An 18,004-nucleotide genomic window follows, 5' to 3' on the forward strand; every position below is an offset into this window, starting at 1 on the left:
ATTTGCACTGCTAGATAGACGCCAGACCTGTACTATCCATATTCTATTCCGGTTTCTTTTTTTCCCTCCAATGCCCCCCTCCTTTCGCATTTACTCCTCCTCGGCCGGCTCCGGCAAAACCTACCAGCTCACCAAGGAATACCTGAAGCTGGCCCTGGCCACCGACGACGCGGCGTACTTCAAGACCATTCTGGCCATTACGTTTACCAACGACGCGGCCGGCGAGATGAAGGAGCGGATTCTGGGGGCGCTGCGGCGGTTTGCCCGCCTGTCCGCCGGCGGCACCGACCGGCTGCTGACGGAAATTGCCGACGAGCTGGCCCAAGAAGGCCCGCTGGCCCACCTGGAAACGCCGGAGGAGCGGCAGCAGGTGCTGCAGCAGAGGGCCACGGCCACCTTCCGGCTGGCGCTCTACCATTACGCCGATTTTGCGGTGAGCACCATCGACTCGTTTGTGCAGCGCATCGTGACGGCTTTCACGCGGGAGCTGGGGCTGCCGGCCACGTTTGAAGTGGAACTGGACAGCGCCACCGTGCTGCAGAACGCCGTGGCCGTGCTGCTGGACAAGGTGAACCGGGACCCCAACTCGGCGCTGCTGTCGAAAACCATTTCCGATTTCGCCCTGAACAAGGCCGACGAGGGCCGCAGCTGGAACAATTTGCCCGAGGAGTTGGTGCAGTTCGGGCAGTTTCTGCTGAGCGAGCCGGTGCACGAAGCCGTGGAGCAGCTGCAGCAGCTGAGCCTGCAGGACCACCGCCGCCTTTACGAAGGATTGCGGCAGCGCAAGCAGGAAATCGAACTACTGGTGGAGCAAACTGCTGCCCTGGCCCTGGAAACCCTGGAGCAGCACGGGCTGGAAGCCGAGCACCTGAACGGCGGCACCAACGGCGTGTACGGCCATTTCAGCAACTGGCGGCGCTGGCTGGAGCTGCCGGCAACCGGCGGGCAGTTTCCCACGGCCACGGCCCTGAAACCGCTGGAATCGGGCGACTGGAGCAGCGCCAAATCCAAAAAAGGGCCACTGCGGGAGGCCGTGGACACCGCCGCGCCCACGCTGGAGCAAATATTCCGGCAGTTGCAGCAGCAGCGCGAGCGGCTGCTGGCACCCTACCTGCTGGCGGCCGGGATGCTGCCCTACGTATTTCAGGTGAGCTTGCTGAGCGAGCTGAGCAAGGCCGTGGACCAGATTAGCCGCGACCGGGGCGTGGTGCTGATTGCTGAGTTCAACCGCCGCATTGCCCAGATTGTGCTGCGCGAGCCGGTGCCGTTTCTGTACGAGCGGCTGGGCGACCGGTACCAGCACCTGCTGATTGACGAGTTCCAGGACACTTCGGTGCTGCAGTGGAACAACCTGCTGCCGTTGGTGGAAAACGCCTTGGGCCAGGGCAACCTGAGCCTGGCCGTGGGCGACGCCAAGCAGTCGATTTACCGGTGGCGGGGCGGGGAGATGGAGCAGATTCTGCGTTTGTACCAGCGCCAGACCAAGCACCTCTACCAGCACGTGGCCGACGAGGACCTGCGCCGGATTCTGACGGAGCGTTACCGCACCATCGACGGGGCCCTGGAAGCCCGCAACCTGAGTACCAACTACCGCTCGGGCGCGGCCATCATCCAGTTCAACAACGAGCTGTTCCGGTTTATCAGCGCCACCCACGCCGCGCTGCCGCTGGTGCAGGGCATTTACGATGCCGACTTTGTGCAGCAGGCTCCGGCCAACGCCCCGGCCAACGCCCACGTGGAGCTGCTGTTCACCGATAACGACGCCCCCGCCTGCCGTTACGATGCCGCTTTAGGCACGTACACGCCCGAAACCCTGCCCAGCTACCTGGTGGGCCAGACGCTGGACTACGACGAAAGCACCCTCTACCTGACGCTGCAGCTGGTGGAAAAGGCCGTGGCCGACGGCTTCGCCCTGCACGACGTGGCCGTACTCTGCCGCACCCGCCAGAGCAGCCGACGCACGGCCAAGTTCCTGAAAGAGCGGGGCTACGACATTATTTCGGCCGATTCCCTGTCATTGGAGTTTGCCGAAGTAGTGAACCTGCTGGTGGCCCTGTTCCGGGTGCTGAATCAGCCGGCCGATACCCTGGCCCGGGCCGAAGCCCTGCTGCTGGTGGACCGGGTGGTGCGCGGCCTCGACCCTGCGCCCGAGCGGGCCCGCCACCACGCCGCCCTGGCCAACGCCGACACCGCCCAGCCGTTCTGGGATGAGCTGCGCGCCCTGGGTTACGACGTGCAGGAACGCGAGACCGGCAACCTGGGCCTCTACGAGCTGACCGAGCGGCTGGTGGGCCTGCTGGGGCTGCTGAACCGGGTAACGGAGCGGGAGTACCTGTTCCGGTTTCTGGACCTGACGCTGGAGTACAGCCTGCGCTTCGGCAACAACCTCAACAACTTCCTGGCCTATTGGGACCAGAAAAAGAGCACGCTCAGCATCAATGCTCCGGCCGGCCGCAACGCCGTTACCATCACCACAGTACATAAAGCCAAGGGTTTGGCCTACGGGGTGGTGATTGTGCCGTTTGCCGATTGGTCGTTGCGCCCCCACCTGAACACGCTGCTCTGGGGCCGCCTGCCCGCCGAGGCCGACCGGCCCGTGGCCGAAATGCCCGGCGTGGCCGTGGTGAGCCTGAAGCAGGATTTGCAGCACACGCCGCTGGCGGAGCAGTACACCGAGGAAGTGGAAAAAACCTTCCTGGAAGGCCTGAATACGCTGTACGTGGCCCTCACCCGCCCGCGCTACCGCCTCTACCTCATCAGCCGCCAGCCCAAGCCTGCCAAAGCCAGCAAGGACGACGCCCCCACCGACAAGCCCGCCGCCTCCGTGGCCGAGCTGCTGCACCGCTACCTGCTGAGCACCAATCAGTGGCACGACGAGCAGATGGCCTACGTACTGGCCGACGCCCACGGCCAGCTCCCCCCGGAATTGCAGGCAGCAAAGGCTGAGGCAGGACCGCAAGCCCCCAATGAGGCCAGTTCCACTCCAAACAATGAACAACCAACAACGAACAACGAACTACCCTTAACCAACCTCACCAGTACGCCCTGGGAAAAGCGCCTGCGCCTGAAACGGCACGCCAACACAGTGTTCGACTTCGACGAGCAGCAGGAGCAGCGCGAGTGGAACCGCCGCCTGCACTACGCCCTGCGCCGCGTAAAGCAGGCCGACGACGTGGACCGCGTGGCCGGGCAGCTGGTGGCCGAGGGCCTCATCAGTACCCGGGAACGGACCGGCTTATTGGAACGGCTGCGCGAGGTGGTGGAAAATCCGCGCATGGCCCACTACTTCAGCCCCCAGGTGGCGGCTGAGGCCGAGCGGGAAATTCTGGTGGGCGGCACCCGCAAGCAGGACTACAAGCCCGACCGGATTGTATTTGAAACCCTGCCCGGCGGCCAGGGTCAGCGCGTCTCACTTATTGATTTCAAGCTACCCCCGCCCCACCCCGGCCACCGCCAGGCTTTGCAGCACTACGCCTCCCTGTTCCGGCAGCTGTGGTTTGAGCAGGTATGCTGCGTGCTGTACTACTTCGACACCCAGCAGGTGCAGGAGTGGGAGGCCTGAGGCCACTTGCCATGGAGTAGTAAGAAAAAAAAGCCAGCGCCTGACTACCAGGCGCTGGCTTTCTTTAGTTTATCTCTCTGCACAAACCCACCACTAGTTCATACTGGCAATCCGCTTTAAGTCAGGGTTGGTAGGCTCGTAGGTGAGGCCCTTGCGGGCGTAGGCGCGGGCCCCGGTCAGGTCGTTGGCTTTCCCCGAGGCAATGCTAGCAGCCAGATACACGGCTGCTATATGCTCAGTGTCAATGGTGGCCTCCTTCCGGGCATATGCTTGCTCGAAGGCCGTCAGATATTTCTTCCCCTCCGCGCGTTTGTTGCCCGCAAAGGCATCGTAAGCGGCCCGAGCGTAGCTGTAGAGGTAAGCTTGGCGCATGGGCGGCGAATTCCGCAGAAAAGGATACGTAGTTGTGTACTTATCTAGGCGCCGTAGCAGGCCCACCGAGTTGCGGTGCACGTTAATTTCGTCCTGCACCACTGCAGTAATCAAGCCTTGCAGCTCGGGGCTTACCCGGTTGTATCGGAACGCCTGCAACAACAGCGGAAAGGCTTGCTCGGAGTGCTGCTGCATGGCCAGCATGCGGCCGCTCTGCATGTAGTACACGTAAGACAAAGAGTTACGCGTACTGGTGTCGGCCACGCTACCCAGAAAGGTACCGTACATGGTGCGGTACGTGGCCGTATCCCCGCGCTCCAGCAGAAACTTCTGCGTGATGGATTTGAAGGCATTCACGCATTCGTCGCGGTACTTGGTAGCGGGCTGGCGGGCGTAGAACTCCGTCAGCAGCTGCACGTCTTCCAGCTTGTTGTAGCCGTTGCCCTCCAGGCGGGCGGCCAGGCTTTGGGTGAGCAGGTAGTTGGTCTCGGTGGCCGGAAACAGCTTTTCCGCCTTTTTCAGCGCATGGTAGGCTTTCTCGTCTTCGTCGGCCTGCAGCGCCAGCACTCCTTGGTTGTAGTACTGCAGCGAAATCAGCTGCGGCAGCGAAATGGTTTTATCGGCCTGAAACTTCTGCTTGAAAATTTCCTCCAGGCCCTGCTGCTGCACCTCGCTCTGACTAACCAGCTTGCTGTCAACCAAATAGTCAACGTAGGCTTTTTTAAACTTGGCATCCGGTAAAAAGTAGCCGAAGGTGGGTGCCGTTGTTTCCACCATGATGTTGCTCGCCTGCGGGTCGGCCACCAAGTACACGTGGGTTGGTTTCTGCCGGATGGCGTAGGGTATATGGTAGTGCTCGAAAATAAGCGCATACAGCGCCGACGCACTCACGCAGTTGTAAACGCCGCTCTGCACCGTGCGGTCGAAGGTGGCGGCATCCTCATATTTTGTCAGGAAGCGCTGATGAGCCAGCTCGAATATGCTGCGGACCTGCCGGGCCAGGGGCTTTGTCCCAATCTTTTCCTTATCAAGCTGGGCGTACAGCTCGCTCAGGCGGCCTTCGGCCTGCTGCAAGGTGGCCGTGGTGCTGGCCGGATTCACGGCCAGCAGCTGCGCCAGATATTCCGCCTCGGTGCGGGGCGTTTGGGGCGCCAGAGCAGCCTGCTCAAACGCCGAAGCATATACCACACGGGAAGAGAAGGAGGTAGCGGATGTTTGGGCCCCTGCCGGCACGACAGCCAGCAGCCCCAACGCCAACAAGACGGAGCGTAGCACTGTATTCATATAGATAATCTGACTAAGAAAGCGGCCAACCCTGGCCGACAAATTCCCGCAATGTACCACCCAAAAGGCAGGTAGCTACGCCAAGGGGCCAAAAATTTCCGGGGCCTGCCCGGCCCATCGAAAACGGCCGCGTATTTCTGCCAATTTTTTTAGTAAATTCCCAAAAATAAGCAACCACGAAGCGCCTGCTGCACGCTACCTTTGCAGCCTCCTCCTTTCCTTTTGCTCTATGGCTGCTCCCCGCAAAGCTGCGCTTGGCTTCATTTTCGTGACGCTGCTGCTCGATGTGATTGGCTTCGGCATTATCATTCCGGTGCTGCCCAAGCTTATAACCCAGCTAACGGGCGGCACCCTCTCCGATGCGGCACGCTACGGGGGCTGGATGCTGTTTGCTTTTGCCGCCATGCAGTTCCTGTTTTCGCCGGTGCTGGGCAACCTCTCCGACCAGTACGGACGGCGGCCGGTGCTGCTCACGGCACTGTTCGGCTTCGGCATCGATTACCTGTTTCTGGCGTTTGCGCCCAGCATCGGGTGGCTGTTTGTGGGCCGGCTGGTGGCGGGCATCACCGGGGCCAGCTTCACCACGGCCTCGGCCTACATTGCCGATATCAGTACCCCGGAGAACCGGGCCCAGAACTTCGGCATGATTGGGGCCGCTTTCGGGCTGGGCTTCATCATCGGGCCGGTACTGGGGGGCAAGTTGGCTCACTTTGGCTCGCAGGTGCCCTTCCTGGCGGCAGCCGGCCTCACCTTGCTCAACTGGCTCTACGGCTATTTCGTGCTGCCCGAATCCCTGGCCCCGGAAAACCGCCGCCCCTTCGACTGGAAACGGGCCAACCCCATTGGCTCGCTCCGGCAGCTGCGCAAGTACCCGGTTATTCTGGGTTTGATTACGTCGCTGGTGTTTCTGTACGTGGCGGCCCACGCCACCCAGAGCACCTGGTCGTACTTTACCATGTACCGGTTTCACTGGAACGAAGACCAGGTAGGCAACTCCCTGGGGGCGGTGGGCCTGCTCACGGCCCTGGTGCAGGGTCTGCTGATTCGGTACATCAACCCACGCCTGGGCAACAAACGCTCGGTGCTGCTGGGGCTGGGGCTCTACGCCCTGGGCTTCACGCTGTTTGCCTTTGCCGGCCAACCCTGGATGATGTTCGCCTTCCTGGTGCCTTACTGCCTGGGCGGTATTGCCATTCCGGCCCTGCAGGGTATCATGTCCGGGCAGGTGCCGCCCACCGAGCAGGGTGAGCTGCAGGGGGCGCTTACCAGCCTGGTAAGCCTCACCTCCATTATCGGCCCACCCCTGATGACCAATCTGTTCTCCTACTTTACCGGAGCTACAGCCCCCGTGCATTTTCCGGGCGCCGCCTTCCTCACCGGGGCCGTGCTGACGTGCATTAGCCTGGTACTGGTGTTCCGTTTCCTGCGCCACTACCAGGAGCCCACCAAAGCCTCCGTGCCAGCGGCCGAGGCGGCGGTGCCAGGACATTAGACGGCTGACTCAGCGGGGTAGGCTTGTAGCGTCAGTTGTCCGCCCCCAACCTGAATACCGCTGAACTGGTAAGGCTCCCCAACGGCATCAGGCAGAAGGTAAAACTCATTGGTTTCCGCCACCCGCTGCCACTGCCGGGTGGCAGCTTCCAGGTACACCAGCCAGGAGGTACCGGCCGGCTGCTGGCCCGGCCGGGGCTCCAGCAGCTGCAGAAATACGCCGGCTGCATCCGGGCGGCACAGGTCAGTAATTAACTGCTTGTGCAGGCCCGGAATTTCGGGCTCGGTGTGCAGGCGGAACAGGCCGGGGTACCGGCCGAACTCGTGTTCCAACTCCCCCCATAAGTCAATCCACTCGCTGAATTCTTTACCCTCCGTTTCCCAGTCTTCTTCAGTAACCAGCAGGCGCAGTTGGGGAGTACAGAATATCTCGCTGGGCGCTGGCGGCACCGGCACGGCCGGCAGCGGCGGTTGATACCCAAACAGCCGCCCCACTGACAGCCAAAGTTTCTGCAAAGCTGCCTTGAGCAGGTGCCACCCCCCGGCCACTAAGCCCGCTACCAGCAGCAACGCGGCTACCGGAACAGTGGCTACTATCAGCAGTAAGATATTCTGCCATTGTTCCGCCCACGGAGTAGGGCGCGGAGGTGGCGGGAGCTGAATGGATTGCTGAACGTTGAAAACAGGGGGCATACGGCACGTCTAGCTTGGCCAACAGGATATAACTACTCGCAAAATACTCACCCTGAATTGACAAGTCATTCCACCATCAACCCACCGTATCTTTACCCTCTATGCTTACCGCTCCCTCCATCCCCGCCCCGCTTTCCCCCGTGCTGCCCGCGCCCGATGCTACGCCGTTTCTCAGGCGTATGGCCCGGGAACTGGTGGGCCGGTACGGGGCCTCGGGCGAGCTGTCGGACCTAGTAGTAGTGGTGCCCACGCGGCGGGCGGTGGTGTATTTGCAGAACGAGCTGAGCCTGGCGGCCGAGGCCGGGCAGGCGCTGTGGAGCCCGCGCATTGCGGCCATGGAAGACTACATGGTGGAGCTGGCCGGCGTGCAGGTGGAGGAGCCCATTGCCCTGCAGCTACTGTTGTTCGAAATCATGCGCGACATTGACCCGCGGCTGGAATTCGACCAGTTCGTGGGCTGGTCGGCGCTGCTCCTGCAGGACTTCTCCAGCCTCGACCAGAACCTGGCCTCGCCCCGCAAAGTGTTCGAGTACCTGAGCCAGGCCAAGGCCCTGGAACGCTGGGATTTGGGGGCTGAATTTTCGCCCCAGAGCAGCACCACGGCCTACTTCCGCTTCTGGGACGACCTGCAGAAAGTGTACTACCGCCTGCAGAAGCGCATGCGCCAGGACCGCCTTGCCTACCCCGGCCTGGCCTACCGCCTGGCCCAGCGCCGGGTGCGCGCGCGGCTGGAAGCCGGCGAAACCCTGCCCTACCACGTGTTTATCGGGCTGGGCTTTTTGTCGAAGGCCGAAGAGCGACTGATCCAGCGGCTGCGCAAGGTGGGCCGGGCCGAGGTGCAGTTTGATGGCGACGCCTTCTACCTGGAAAAAGGCTCGCCCAACCGCGCCGGCCAGCACCTGCGCCAGTACCAGGACCGCCTGGATTTGCCCTGGGACAACTTCGGGGGGCCGGCCGAGCTGCTGCGGCAGCTGCCGCGCACGGTGCGGCTGGTGGGCATGGCCAATGCCTCCATGCAGGGCAAGGTGGCCGGGCAGCTGCTGGCCGAGGCCCGCCGCCTGCACCCCACCGGCACCGTGGCCGTGGTACTGCCCGACGAAACCCTGCTGCTGCCGGTGCTGCACGGCCTGCCGCCCCAGGAAGTGCCCGAGTACAACGTAACCATGGGCCTCAACTTCCAGAGCACGCCCCTGTTCAACCTGGTGGACTTGCTGTTTGAAGTGCACCTCACCGGCGTACGGGAAGGCTCGCCGGAAACCGGCTACGGCGTGCCCCGCTACCACCACCTGGCCGTGAGCAAGCTGCTGCAGCACCCGTTTCTGCGCCGCTACCAGCAGTGGCTCGACAAGCAGCCCGACACCGAGCACCCCGGCCTGCTCGACCAGGTGTGCCGCACCATCATCAAGCGCCACGCGGTGCTGCTCACGGCCGAGGAGCTGGTGGAAATGGGCCAGGGCCACCCGCTGCTCACGGCCCTGTTTGCCACCTGGAACAATTGCGACGACATCATCCGGGCCTGCTACACGCTCATCGACCTGCTCAAAAAGGCCTACCAAGACCAGCATTCGGCCATTGAGGCGGAGTACCTGTACCTGTTTTTCACGCTGGTAAAGCGGCTGGAATCGGTGTTCGACTGCCGGGAGCAGCGGCTGTCGGTGCGCTCGTTCCGGCGGTTCCTGTACGAGCAGATGAAGAACACCCGCCTGCCCTTCAGCGGGGAGCCCATTGCCGACGTGCAGGTAATGGGCCTGCTGGAAACCCGGGCCCTGGACTTCGACCACGTTATCATCCTGAGCTGCAATGAGAACGTGCTGCCGGCCCCCAAGCGCCACAGCTCCCTGTTCCCCTACGACGTGCTCACCACCTTCGGCCTGCCCACCTACGCCGACCACGAAGCCGCCACCGCCCACCAGTTCTGGCGGCTGCTGCAGCGGGCCCGCCGCGTCGATCTGCTGCACATCCTGCCCGGGGCCGAAGGTACCCGCACCGGCGAGCGGAGTCGCTTTCTGCTGCAGCTGGAAAACGACCTGGCCCTGCAGAACCCGGCCCTGGAGCTGCTGGATTTGGCAGTGGTGAGTGAGGAGTTGCCCGTTGCCGGTTACCAGTTGCCAGGAAAGGCCCCTGAGCACAGTAATAATGGACACCAGTTACCGGGAACCGACGGCAACAAACTGGCAACAGGCAACGGGCAACAGGCAACTGACCTCGTGCTGGAAAAAGACGCCGGGATGCTGCTGGCTCTGCGCGAGCTGCTGGACCGGGGCCTGTCACCCACGGCCTTGAACCAGTATCTGAGTTGCTCCCTGCAGTTTTATTTCCAGCGGATTGCCCGGTTCCGGGAAAACGAGGAGGTGGAGGAAGCCCTGGGTCCCGATGGCTTTGGTACGGTGGTACACGAGGCGCTGGAGGAGTTGCTGATGCCCTTCGCCCAAACCATCCGGCGCACGACGGCCAACGCCCAGGCCCCGCCCCTCACCGCCGCTGATATTCCGGGCCTGCTCGATTTGGCGCCCATTATGGTGAAAAAAGCCCTGCGCAAAGAGCAGGCCGACCGCCACGCCCGCGCCGACGAAGGCCTGAACCACGTGCTGGGCCAGGTGGCCGGTCAGCTGGTGCGGCGCTACCTGGAAAGCCTGCTGGAGCAGCCCGATGCTTTGCCCCTCCGGATTCAGGGGCTGGAGGAAGAACTGCACGCCACCGTGTTTGTGCCCCTCGAAACCGGCGAGAAGCTGCCCGTGCGCCTGCTGGGCAAAGCCGACCGGGTAGATCAGTTTGCCGATGGCCGCCTGCGGGTGGTGGACTACAAAACCGGGCTGGTAGAAAAGTCGCACCTGCAGCTGCTGAAGCGGGGCGAGACGCCCACCGAGGCCGTGGAGCGCCTGCTCACTGACGCCACCCCCGCCGCCGATAAGGTGCGGCAGCTCTGGCTGTACCGCTTTCTGCTGGCTCAGCAGGGCCGCCCCGCCGCCGATGCTGCCATCATCTCCTTGCGTAACCTCGGGGCCGGCCCCATGTCGGCCGATATGAATTTCCTCACCGCCGACGGCCAGAATTTCGTGCAGCACAGCGAGCAGCTGCTGGGCCAGCTGGTGCGCCGCATGCTGGACCCGCAGGAGCCCATCCGCAAAACCGACGACCTGGACAAGTGTCAGTACTGCCCCTACCGCGGCATCTGCGCCCGGTAAACTAAGTTTCTGGTTGCTAGTTTCTGGTTGCTAGTTTGGGTTTGATTGCCCACTTTCAACCAGCAATACGCAACCAGAAACCAGCAACTTTTAAAAGACATGGACGAATTCATGCAGGCCGCCATTGACGAAGCGCGGCAGGGACGCCAGGAAGGCGGTATTCCGATTGGCTCCGTACTGGTGCGCAACGGCAAGCTAGTGGCCCGGGGCCGCAACAAGCGGGTGCAGGAGGATAACCCCATCAAGCACGGCGAAATGGACTGCCTGTTCAACGCCGGCCGCCAGCGCAGCTACCGCGACACGGTGCTCTACACCACCCTGATGCCCTGTTATATGTGCGCCGGTACCATCGTGCAGTTCAAAATTCCGAAGGTGATGGTGGGCGAGTCGCGCACGTTTGGCGAGTCGCGGGCCTTCCTGGAAAGCCACGGCGTGGAAGTGGTGGACCTCGACCTGGACGAGTGCGTGCGGATGATGGAGGAATTCATCGAGGCCGAGCCCACCCTCTGGAACGAGGATATCATGGAGCTGTAAGTGAAGTGATGATAGGACAAATGGGAAGTAGTCAGGCAGCATTCATCTGTTATCCTGAACTTGCGAAGAATCATAGTATGCTGCTACGAGTTGTTTTGCCAGGATAAGGTCCTTCGCAAGCTCAGGATGACAGGTCTTCTGGCAACTTCCCGTTTTTCCTTTCACCACTTCACCACCTCAGCATAGTGGAAGCCACCAAGAAATGCCCGGCCTGCGGCTACTGGAGCAACTGGCAGCAGCTGTCTACCGACCGGTGTGAGCGGTGCGGGCAGCTGCTGGACCCGCAGCGCCTGCGCAGTGAGCAGCAGCGGGAGCGGCTGGCCCAGGAGCCGGTGTCGCCCATCATGCTCATCGAAATCAAGCCTGATGATAAGCCGCTGCTGCGCTTCTTCAAGTACCTCATTCGAGGTGGACAGCTGGCATTTGGGGCACTCATGGCGTTTATTCTATGGCTAATAACCCTGCTGGCCGGCTGAGACTACCCGTCGAGCTACGGCACCCGTTGTTTCTGATGGGCACGGTGTTGTATAGCATTACCGTGCTGCATAAATACGGCGGCCCTCTGTCGCCGCACTGGCCACTGCCCGGCGTGGTTCGCTCGCACCTGGCCGATTTTCTGTCGCTGCCCTTGGAGCTTACGCTAGTGCTTTGCGCGATGCGGCGCCTGTACTTTCGGCAGCCTTCGTTTGTATTGCCTGCTTCCTGGATTTTCAGTACCTGGCTGGTGTTTTCCGTATGGTTTGAGGTAGTACCACTGCTGCAGTCTTCCCCGGTGGTGCGCAACACGCCTGACCCTTGGGATGTGGTGGCTTATGCCCTGGGGGGCCTGGTATTCTGGCGCTGGATGAACCGGCCGGCCTTAATTTAGGCCCTCTGGCTAACCCTGGGCGACACTTGTTACGTATATTGCTACCTACCGCAGCCCCGCTGGCACCCGCCCGCGGGGCTTTGCTTTGACCGGTTCTGCTACGAAGCTGGTCCGTATTTCTAGCCCTAAACACTCCTGCCTATGCTTCAGGATTTGCAACGCGTACTGGCTACTTACTGGCAGCAGTTTCTTTACATTTTACCCAAGCTGTTTATTGCCCTGCTGCTGCTGATTGTGGCTGTTTTTGTTGCCAACCGCGTGAGTGGGTTGCTGGGCGGGCGGCTGCGGCGACGCTCCACCGATCCGCTGCTGGCCGATTTCCTGGCCAGTATTGGCAAGTGGGTGATGGTGGGCCTGGGGCTGATGCTGGCGCTCAATATTCTCGGGTTTTCGGGTATTGTGGGCAGCCTGGTGGGCGCGGCGGGCGTGTCGGCCTTCATTGTGGGCTTTGCCTTCAAGGATATTGCCGAGAACTTCCTGGCCGGCGTGATTCTGGCCTTCAACCGGCCGTTCCACATCAACGACACGGTAGAAATCAAAGGGCTGATTGGCCATGTAGAGGCCCTGAACCTGCGCATCACGCTCATCCGCACCTTCGATGGCAAGCACATCTACCTGCCCAACTCCCTGGTACTAAAGGAGCCCCTCATCAACTACACCCGCGACGGGAACCTGCGCCAGGAGTTTCTGGTGACGGTGGACCTGGGCGAGCAGGCCACACCCGAGCTGGCGACGTCCGTCATTCTGAACTACCTGCGCACCGTGGCCGATATACAGCAAACTCCGCGCGCGCCCTACGTGAATCTGGAAAAAGCCACGGCCACTACCGCCGACCTACGCGTGTATTTCTGGGCCGATTCGGAGGATTACCGCCGGGGCGTGCTGCAGCTCAAAAGCCGGCTGATGCAGGAGGTAAAGCAGGAGCTGCTCGGTGCCGGCCTGGGCGTGCCCTCCCTGACGGGAGTGTGATGGGAGAGTTGAGTTATGCGAGATGAATTATGAAATGAGTACATCCATTTCATAATTCATCTGGCATAACTCATCACCCTGCAGAAGTTTTCGTTAGGTTAGCAGCTTCACCCGCTGGCTGCCACCCATCTTTCGCACGCCTATGCCCCAGAATACCATTCACCGGCTGCTTCGCCCGCTGCTAGTGTGGCGCGTGCGTCACCTCAGCGACCGGGTGTACCTGATTCTGGTGAGTATGCTGGTGGGGCTGCTGGCAGGGTTGGCGGCAGTAGTGCTCAAAACTCTGGTCCACGATTCGCAGTCGATGCTCAGTGCCTGGGTACCGGGCGAATACCGGGTGTTTGCCAACTCTCTGTATCCTATCATTGGTATTGCCCTCACGGTACTGTTTACGCGGTATTTCCTGGATGGCAACCTGGGCCGGGGCATCGGGCCCATCATCTACAACATTGCGCGCCAGGGCAGCATCGTGCCGCGCAGCAAGCTGTACTCGCAGCTGGTATCGTCGTTCCTGACGGTTACGTTCGGGGGCTCGGCGGGTCTGGAAGCTCCTATTTCCGTAACGGGCTCGGCCATTGGCTCCAATACGTCCCGCATTCTGCGCATCGGGCGGCGGGAGCGGCGGCTGCTCACCGGGTGCGGGGCGGCGGCGGGCGTGGCGGCCATCTTCAACTCGCCCATTGCGGGCGTGCTCTTTGCCGTGGAGGTGATTCTGTCGGAGCTGTCGGCGGCGTACTTCGTGCCGCTGCTCATTGCCTCGGCCACGGCCACGGTGGTTTCCAAGGCCCTGTACGCGGGTCAGCCCTTCGTGCTCATCACCACTTCCTGGCCCGTGGATGCCGTGCCCCTGTACCTGATGCTGGCCGTGTTTACGGCCCTGCTGTCGGTGTACATGATCCGGGTATATTTCTGGGCCGACAAGTACTTTGAGCAGCTCCACGGCACCTTCCGCAAGGTGCTGCTGGGCGGGTTGGCGCTGGGCGGACTGGTGTTTCTGTTTCCGCCGCTCTACGGCGAGGGCTACAACATTGTGCAGCTGCTGCTGGGCGGCCACGCCGACCAGCTGGTGGACGGCTCGTTGTTTGATGTGTTCCGGGATGAAAGCGTGTGGCTGGTGCTGCTGGTAGCGGCGGGCAGTATGCTGCTGAAAGTAGTGGCTACAACCATCACCATTGGCTCGGGCGGCAACGGGGGCATGTTTGGCTCCTCCCTGTTTGCCGGGGCGCTGTGCGGCTTTGTGTTTGCCCGCCTTATCAATCTGAGTGGCCTCTACCCTATCTCGGAAGTGCATTTCATTGTATTGGGCATGGCCGGCACCCTGGCCGGGGTGGTGCACGCGCCGCTTACCGGCATCTTTCTCATTGCCGAAATAACCGGCGGCTATGCCCTGTTCGTGCCCCTGATGGTGGTAACGTCCGGCTCCTACCTAATCACGCGCTATTTCGAGCCGTACTCAGTGTACACCCGCAAGCTGGTGCAGAAGGGCGTGTACGTGAACCAGGACCGGGACCGGGGCCTGCTGGCCCAGCTGGACGTGCGCAGCCTGCTCCAGACAGATTTTCTGCCCGTACACCCCGATGATACGCTGGGCGAGCTGGTAACCACCTTCCGCCACGCCTCGCGCAACCTGTTTCCGGTGGTGGATGCGGAAGGCCACCTGCACGGCATTGTGAGCCTGGACACCGTGCGCGACGCCCTCTTCGATGATGAGCACTACAACACTACCCGCGTGCGTGACCTGATGAGCGAGCCGCCCGCCATCGTACGGCCCGACGATACGCTGCTGGACACGCTGCGCTGCATGGAGCAGCTCGGGGCCTGGGCCCTCCCCGTCCTCGACCTCGACGACCGGTACCTGGGCTTCCTGCTCAAATCCACCATCTTGGCCAACTACCGCCGCCAGCTGATCAAGGAAAGCGAGTAATTGAGTTATGCATGATGAGGGACGAATGATGAGTTAAAAGAGACGAATCAGTTGGGTAGTACTTCCTCCAATTCATAACTCATCTCTCATCATTCAACTCTCCCAATGCCTACCTTGCGGGGGATTTCTGCTTTTACCGCTTTCCGCTTGATTTACCTGTATACTGACGGCTCCTCCCGGGGCAACCCGGGCCCTGGGGGCTACGGAGCCATTCTGCGCTTCGGCCAGCACGAGAAAGAGCTGACCCAGGGCTTCCGCCTCACTACCAACAACCGCATGGAGCTGCTGGCCGTGATAGTGGGCCTGGAGGCCATCAACCGCCCCGAGCTACCCATTACAGTGGTGACTGATTCGCGCTACGTGGTGGATGCGGTGGAGAAGAAATGGGTATTCGGCTGGCTGAACAAGCCCGATTTCGGCAAGAAGGCCAACGAGGATTTGTGGCGGCGCTTCGTGAAGGTGTATCGGCAGCGCACGGTGCAGTTCCGGTGGGTGCGTGGCCACAACGGCCACCCCGAAAACGAGCGGTGCGACCAGCTGGCCGTGCGCAGCGCCACCCAGGGCCCCTTGCTCACGGATGAAGGCTACGAGTTGATTGAGTTGAAGCGCGGCTAACCTACCGGCGTGGCTAATTCCTATTTCCAGTTCAAGCAGTTCCGCATCGAGCAGGCCGCCTGCGCCATGAAGGTGTGCACCGATGCCTGCGTGCTGGGCGCGCTGGCCTCCGTAGCCGGGGCGCGGCGCATCCTGGACATCGGTACGGGCACGGGCCTGCTGGCCCTAATGGCGGCCCAGCGCAACCCGCAGGCGCAGGTTGAGGCCGTGGAGCTGGACGAAGCCGCGGCAACTCAGGCAGCAGCCAATTTTGCTACCAGCCCCTGGGCCGGGCGGCTCCGGCTGCATCCGGTTCCGCTGGCGGTATTTGCGGCCACTCAGCCCACGCCCTTCAACCATATTCTGTGCAACCCGCCGTTCTTCCGCAACTCCCTCCGCTCCCCCAACGCCCAGCGCACCACGGCCCGCCACACTGCCGAAGACTCGCTGACCTTTGCGGAGCTGGCTGGGTTTGCGGCCCGGTTCCTCGCGCCCGAAGGCCAGCTCACGGTGCTGCTGCCCCCGCCCGAGATGCAGCAGTTTGAGCAGGAAGCCACCGCGGCCGGCCTCTACCCCACTCACCGCTTGGTAGTGCACCACCGGCCGGGCAGCAAACCGCTGCGCCACATCACCACCTTCGGCCGGCAGCCGGCCCCGATGCAACAACAGGAGTTGCCGCTGCACAAGGCGGACTCAGCGGACTATTCAGCATGGTTCCGGGAGGCGTTAGGGCCGTTCTATCTGGCGTTGTAGCCTACCGGGGCGGCGGCAATAATGCCGTCAGAGAGGCCAGCTTTTGCTGGTGCAGGGTGTCGAGCAAATCGTGGGAGAGGTGATGAAACTCGGCGGCGGCATACTGGCGTAGTACCCGGCCATCCGCCAGCACCGTTATTTCGTCGCACAGCTCGGTGAGGGAGCCCAGCAGGTGCGAGGTGAGCAGAATACCCACGCCCTGCGCACGCAACTGCCGCAGCAAAGCCATCAGCAGCAGGTTGGTACTCAGGTCGAGGCCATTGAAGGGCTCATCCAGAATCAGGTAGCGAAAATCCTGCACGAGCAAGGCCAATAGGGCCAGCTTCTTTTTCATACCGGCGGAATACTCCTCCGCGTAGCGGTCCAGCGGCAGCTCCAGCACCCGGGCCCACTCGCGCAAATCGGGTACGGGGCGGTGGCGGGCCTGCAGGCAGAACTCCAGGTATTCCTGCCCGGTGATGCGCGGGTAGAAGTACGGCTCGTAGGGCAGCATGCCGGTAAGCTCCCGCACGGGCCGGCCGGAAGTTTCCCGAATGCGGCCCGCCGTGGCTGGGTGCAGACCGTACAGGCAATGCAACAACGTGGTTTTACCCGCCCCATTAGCCCCCACCAGACCATGCAGCGTACCGGGTTGGAGTATCAGGTTAACGTGCTGCAGCACCACCTGCCCGGCAAAGGATTTGGATAGCCCTTGAGCTTCAAGCATAAAAACGGGTCTGATATACCTGTAGAAAAGCCCGCCCGACCCACTGGCTCTCATCAGCCCGGCTTGCATACATGGGTATTCCGCGCTTACTCACGGCCAACCGCTTCCGTAACGATATTAAAGCGCGCCAGTTGCTGCCGGCTTTTCAGAATCAGCCCCAGAAAACAGGCCGTCAGCAGGGCAATGTAGGCCGGGTTGGTTCCCAGAATGGATACCGCAACCAGCACCGCTCCTGCCTGGGTTAAGCGGCTTAACGTGGCGTGCGGGTAAAAAGCGTACTTCGCCATAACCAGCATAGCCAGAACTACCGCGCACCACGCCAGCAGCCCCAGCGTGCCACCGGTACCGGCCGGCCCCTGCAGCATCACGAAAACCATGGGGGCAGTGGTGAGGCCGAAATACAGCCAGGCCCATCCGATCCGGCCCCGAAGCCACGCGCCGGGTTGGCCCAACGCGGGCAGCAGCCACAGCAGCGGTTCGGCGGGGCCGTACGTCTACAGCAGCAAAAACAGCCAGCTCACTACGGCCAGGGCCGGGCCGGTGGCCGTGGTTCGGGTGGCAACGGCCACGGCCAGCAGCAGCAGCCACCCCGCGCCCAGCCACCAACGCCGACCCACACTCACCCACTCAAACGCCACGCTCCGGAACAGGCTGCGCGCTGGTTTTCGTGCGGCGCTGGCGTTTACTGCCGGAGCCCATGCTGCTGCCGCCGCCACTATGGGTACCAGCAGGGCCGCCAGCACCCGACTGCGCCCCAGCAACACCAACACCACCGGCAGGCTCAGCAGCGCATATTCCACGGCCAACCATCTTCTGAACAGCGGCGCCGACAGCTGCAAAAATCCAATATCGGCGCGGTGGCGGTGCAGGCTCAACACCAGCGCGCCCATTCCCAGCGGTACCAGCCACACCAGCTGCTGACTAGCCGCGGCCAACAGCAGGGCCCGGCCCAGCACCAGCAGCAACATGGTACTCAGCAGGAGCAGCCGCCACCAGCCTAACTCCCGCAACAGCCGAAGCAGCAAGTGAAGCCGCAGACGTAGATAGTAGCGCATAGCTGCCCCAACGC

15 protein-coding genes are annotated in these 18,004 nt (G+C 62.2%); 10 read left to right on the forward strand and 5 right to left on the reverse strand.

Annotated features, from left to right (window positions below):
• Positions 1-70 precede the first annotated feature (70 nt).
• Positions 71-3,562, forward strand: coding sequence for a UvrD-helicase domain-containing protein (locus ACN19L_RS04010; RefSeq protein WP_426492255.1), 3,492 nt, complete (start codon positions 71-73; stop codon positions 3,560-3,562).
• 93 nt (positions 3,563-3,655) lie between these two features.
• Here ACN19L_RS04010 and ACN19L_RS04015 read toward each other — a convergent pair whose 3' ends face one another.
• Positions 3,656-5,218, reverse strand: a complete 1,563-nt coding sequence (locus tag ACN19L_RS04015) for a hypothetical protein (protein ID WP_426492256.1) — start codon at positions 5,216-5,218, stop codon at positions 3,656-3,658.
• A gap of 229 nt (positions 5,219-5,447) precedes the next feature.
• Between ACN19L_RS04015 and ACN19L_RS04020 the strand changes: the two genes are divergently transcribed.
• Positions 5,448-6,710 carry a TCR/Tet family MFS transporter gene (locus tag ACN19L_RS04020; protein WP_426492257.1) on the forward strand — a complete coding sequence of 421 codons (1,263 nt, stop codon included), beginning with the start codon at positions 5,448-5,450 and terminating at the stop codon, positions 6,708-6,710.
• Here the strand turns inward: ACN19L_RS04020 and ACN19L_RS04025 are convergent.
• A complete protein-coding gene (locus tag ACN19L_RS04025) occupies positions 6,707-7,402 on the reverse strand; it encodes a hypothetical protein (RefSeq protein WP_426492258.1) in 696 nt (231 codons plus the stop codon). The two genes, ACN19L_RS04020 and ACN19L_RS04025, sit on opposite strands and share 4 nt — an antisense overlap.
• A 101-nt stretch (positions 7,403-7,503) precedes the next feature.
• Between ACN19L_RS04025 and ACN19L_RS04030 the strand changes: the two genes are divergently transcribed.
• From ACN19L_RS04030 to ACN19L_RS04065, 8 genes are all read left to right on the forward strand, one after another.
• Positions 7,504-10,587 carry a PD-(D/E)XK nuclease family protein gene (locus ACN19L_RS04030; RefSeq protein ID WP_426492259.1) on the forward strand — a complete coding sequence of 1,028 codons (3,084 nt, stop codon included), beginning with the start codon at positions 7,504-7,506 and terminating at the stop codon, positions 10,585-10,587.
• Between the two features lie 99 nt (positions 10,588-10,686).
• Entirely contained in the window at positions 10,687-11,121 is a 435-nt protein-coding gene (locus ACN19L_RS04035) for a nucleoside deaminase (protein ID WP_125428396.1), read from the forward strand.
• A gap of 185 nt (positions 11,122-11,306) precedes the next feature.
• Positions 11,307-11,597, forward strand: a complete 291-nt coding sequence (locus ACN19L_RS04040; protein WP_426492260.1) for a hypothetical protein — start codon at positions 11,307-11,309, stop codon at positions 11,595-11,597.
• On the forward strand, positions 11,570-11,989 hold the full coding sequence (locus tag ACN19L_RS04045) for a hypothetical protein (RefSeq protein ID WP_426492261.1): 420 nt from the start codon (positions 11,570-11,572) through the stop codon (positions 11,987-11,989). Before ACN19L_RS04040 ends, ACN19L_RS04045 begins: the two co-directional genes overlap by 28 nt.
• 141 nt (positions 11,990-12,130) lie before the next feature.
• Positions 12,131-12,958, forward strand: a complete 828-nt coding sequence (locus ACN19L_RS04050; RefSeq protein WP_426492262.1) for a mechanosensitive ion channel family protein — start codon at positions 12,131-12,133, stop codon at positions 12,956-12,958.
• Positions 12,959-13,100: 142 nt separating this feature from the next.
• Positions 13,101-14,882: a chloride channel protein gene (locus ACN19L_RS04055; RefSeq protein WP_426492263.1), complete on the forward strand. Its 1,782-nt coding sequence runs from the start codon at positions 13,101-13,103 to the stop codon at positions 14,880-14,882.
• Between the two features lie 147 nt (positions 14,883-15,029).
• Positions 15,030-15,497 (forward strand): ribonuclease HI, encoded by a 468-nt coding sequence (rnhA, locus tag ACN19L_RS04060; protein ID WP_426492264.1) that lies wholly within the window; start codon positions 15,030-15,032, stop codon positions 15,495-15,497.
• Positions 15,498-15,506: 9 nt separating this feature from the next.
• Positions 15,507-16,229, forward strand: a complete 723-nt coding sequence (locus ACN19L_RS04065; protein WP_426492265.1) for a tRNA1(Val) (adenine(37)-N6)-methyltransferase — start codon at positions 15,507-15,509, stop codon at positions 16,227-16,229.
• Between the two features lies 1 nt (position 16,230).
• Here the strand turns inward: ACN19L_RS04065 and ACN19L_RS04070 are convergent, their stop codons facing one another.
• The 3 genes from ACN19L_RS04070 to ACN19L_RS04080 form a co-directional block, all read right to left on the reverse strand.
• Complete coding sequence (locus ACN19L_RS04070) at positions 16,231-16,935, reverse strand: ATP-binding cassette domain-containing protein (protein WP_426492266.1); 705 nt, start codon at positions 16,933-16,935, stop codon at positions 16,231-16,233.
• An 86-nt stretch (positions 16,936-17,021) separates the two neighbouring features.
• A complete protein-coding gene (locus ACN19L_RS04075) occupies positions 17,022-17,312 on the reverse strand; it encodes a hypothetical protein (protein WP_426492267.1) in 291 nt (96 codons plus the stop codon).
• A 117-nt stretch (positions 17,313-17,429) separates the two neighbouring features.
• Positions 17,430-17,990: a hypothetical protein gene (locus tag ACN19L_RS04080; RefSeq protein WP_426492268.1), complete on the reverse strand. Its 561-nt coding sequence runs from the start codon at positions 17,988-17,990 to the stop codon at positions 17,430-17,432.
• Positions 17,991-18,004 lie beyond the last annotated feature (14 nt).

This window comes from Hymenobacter sp. 102 (assembly GCF_049949205.1).
GTDB lineage: Bacteria > Bacteroidota > Bacteroidia > Cytophagales > Hymenobacteraceae > Hymenobacter.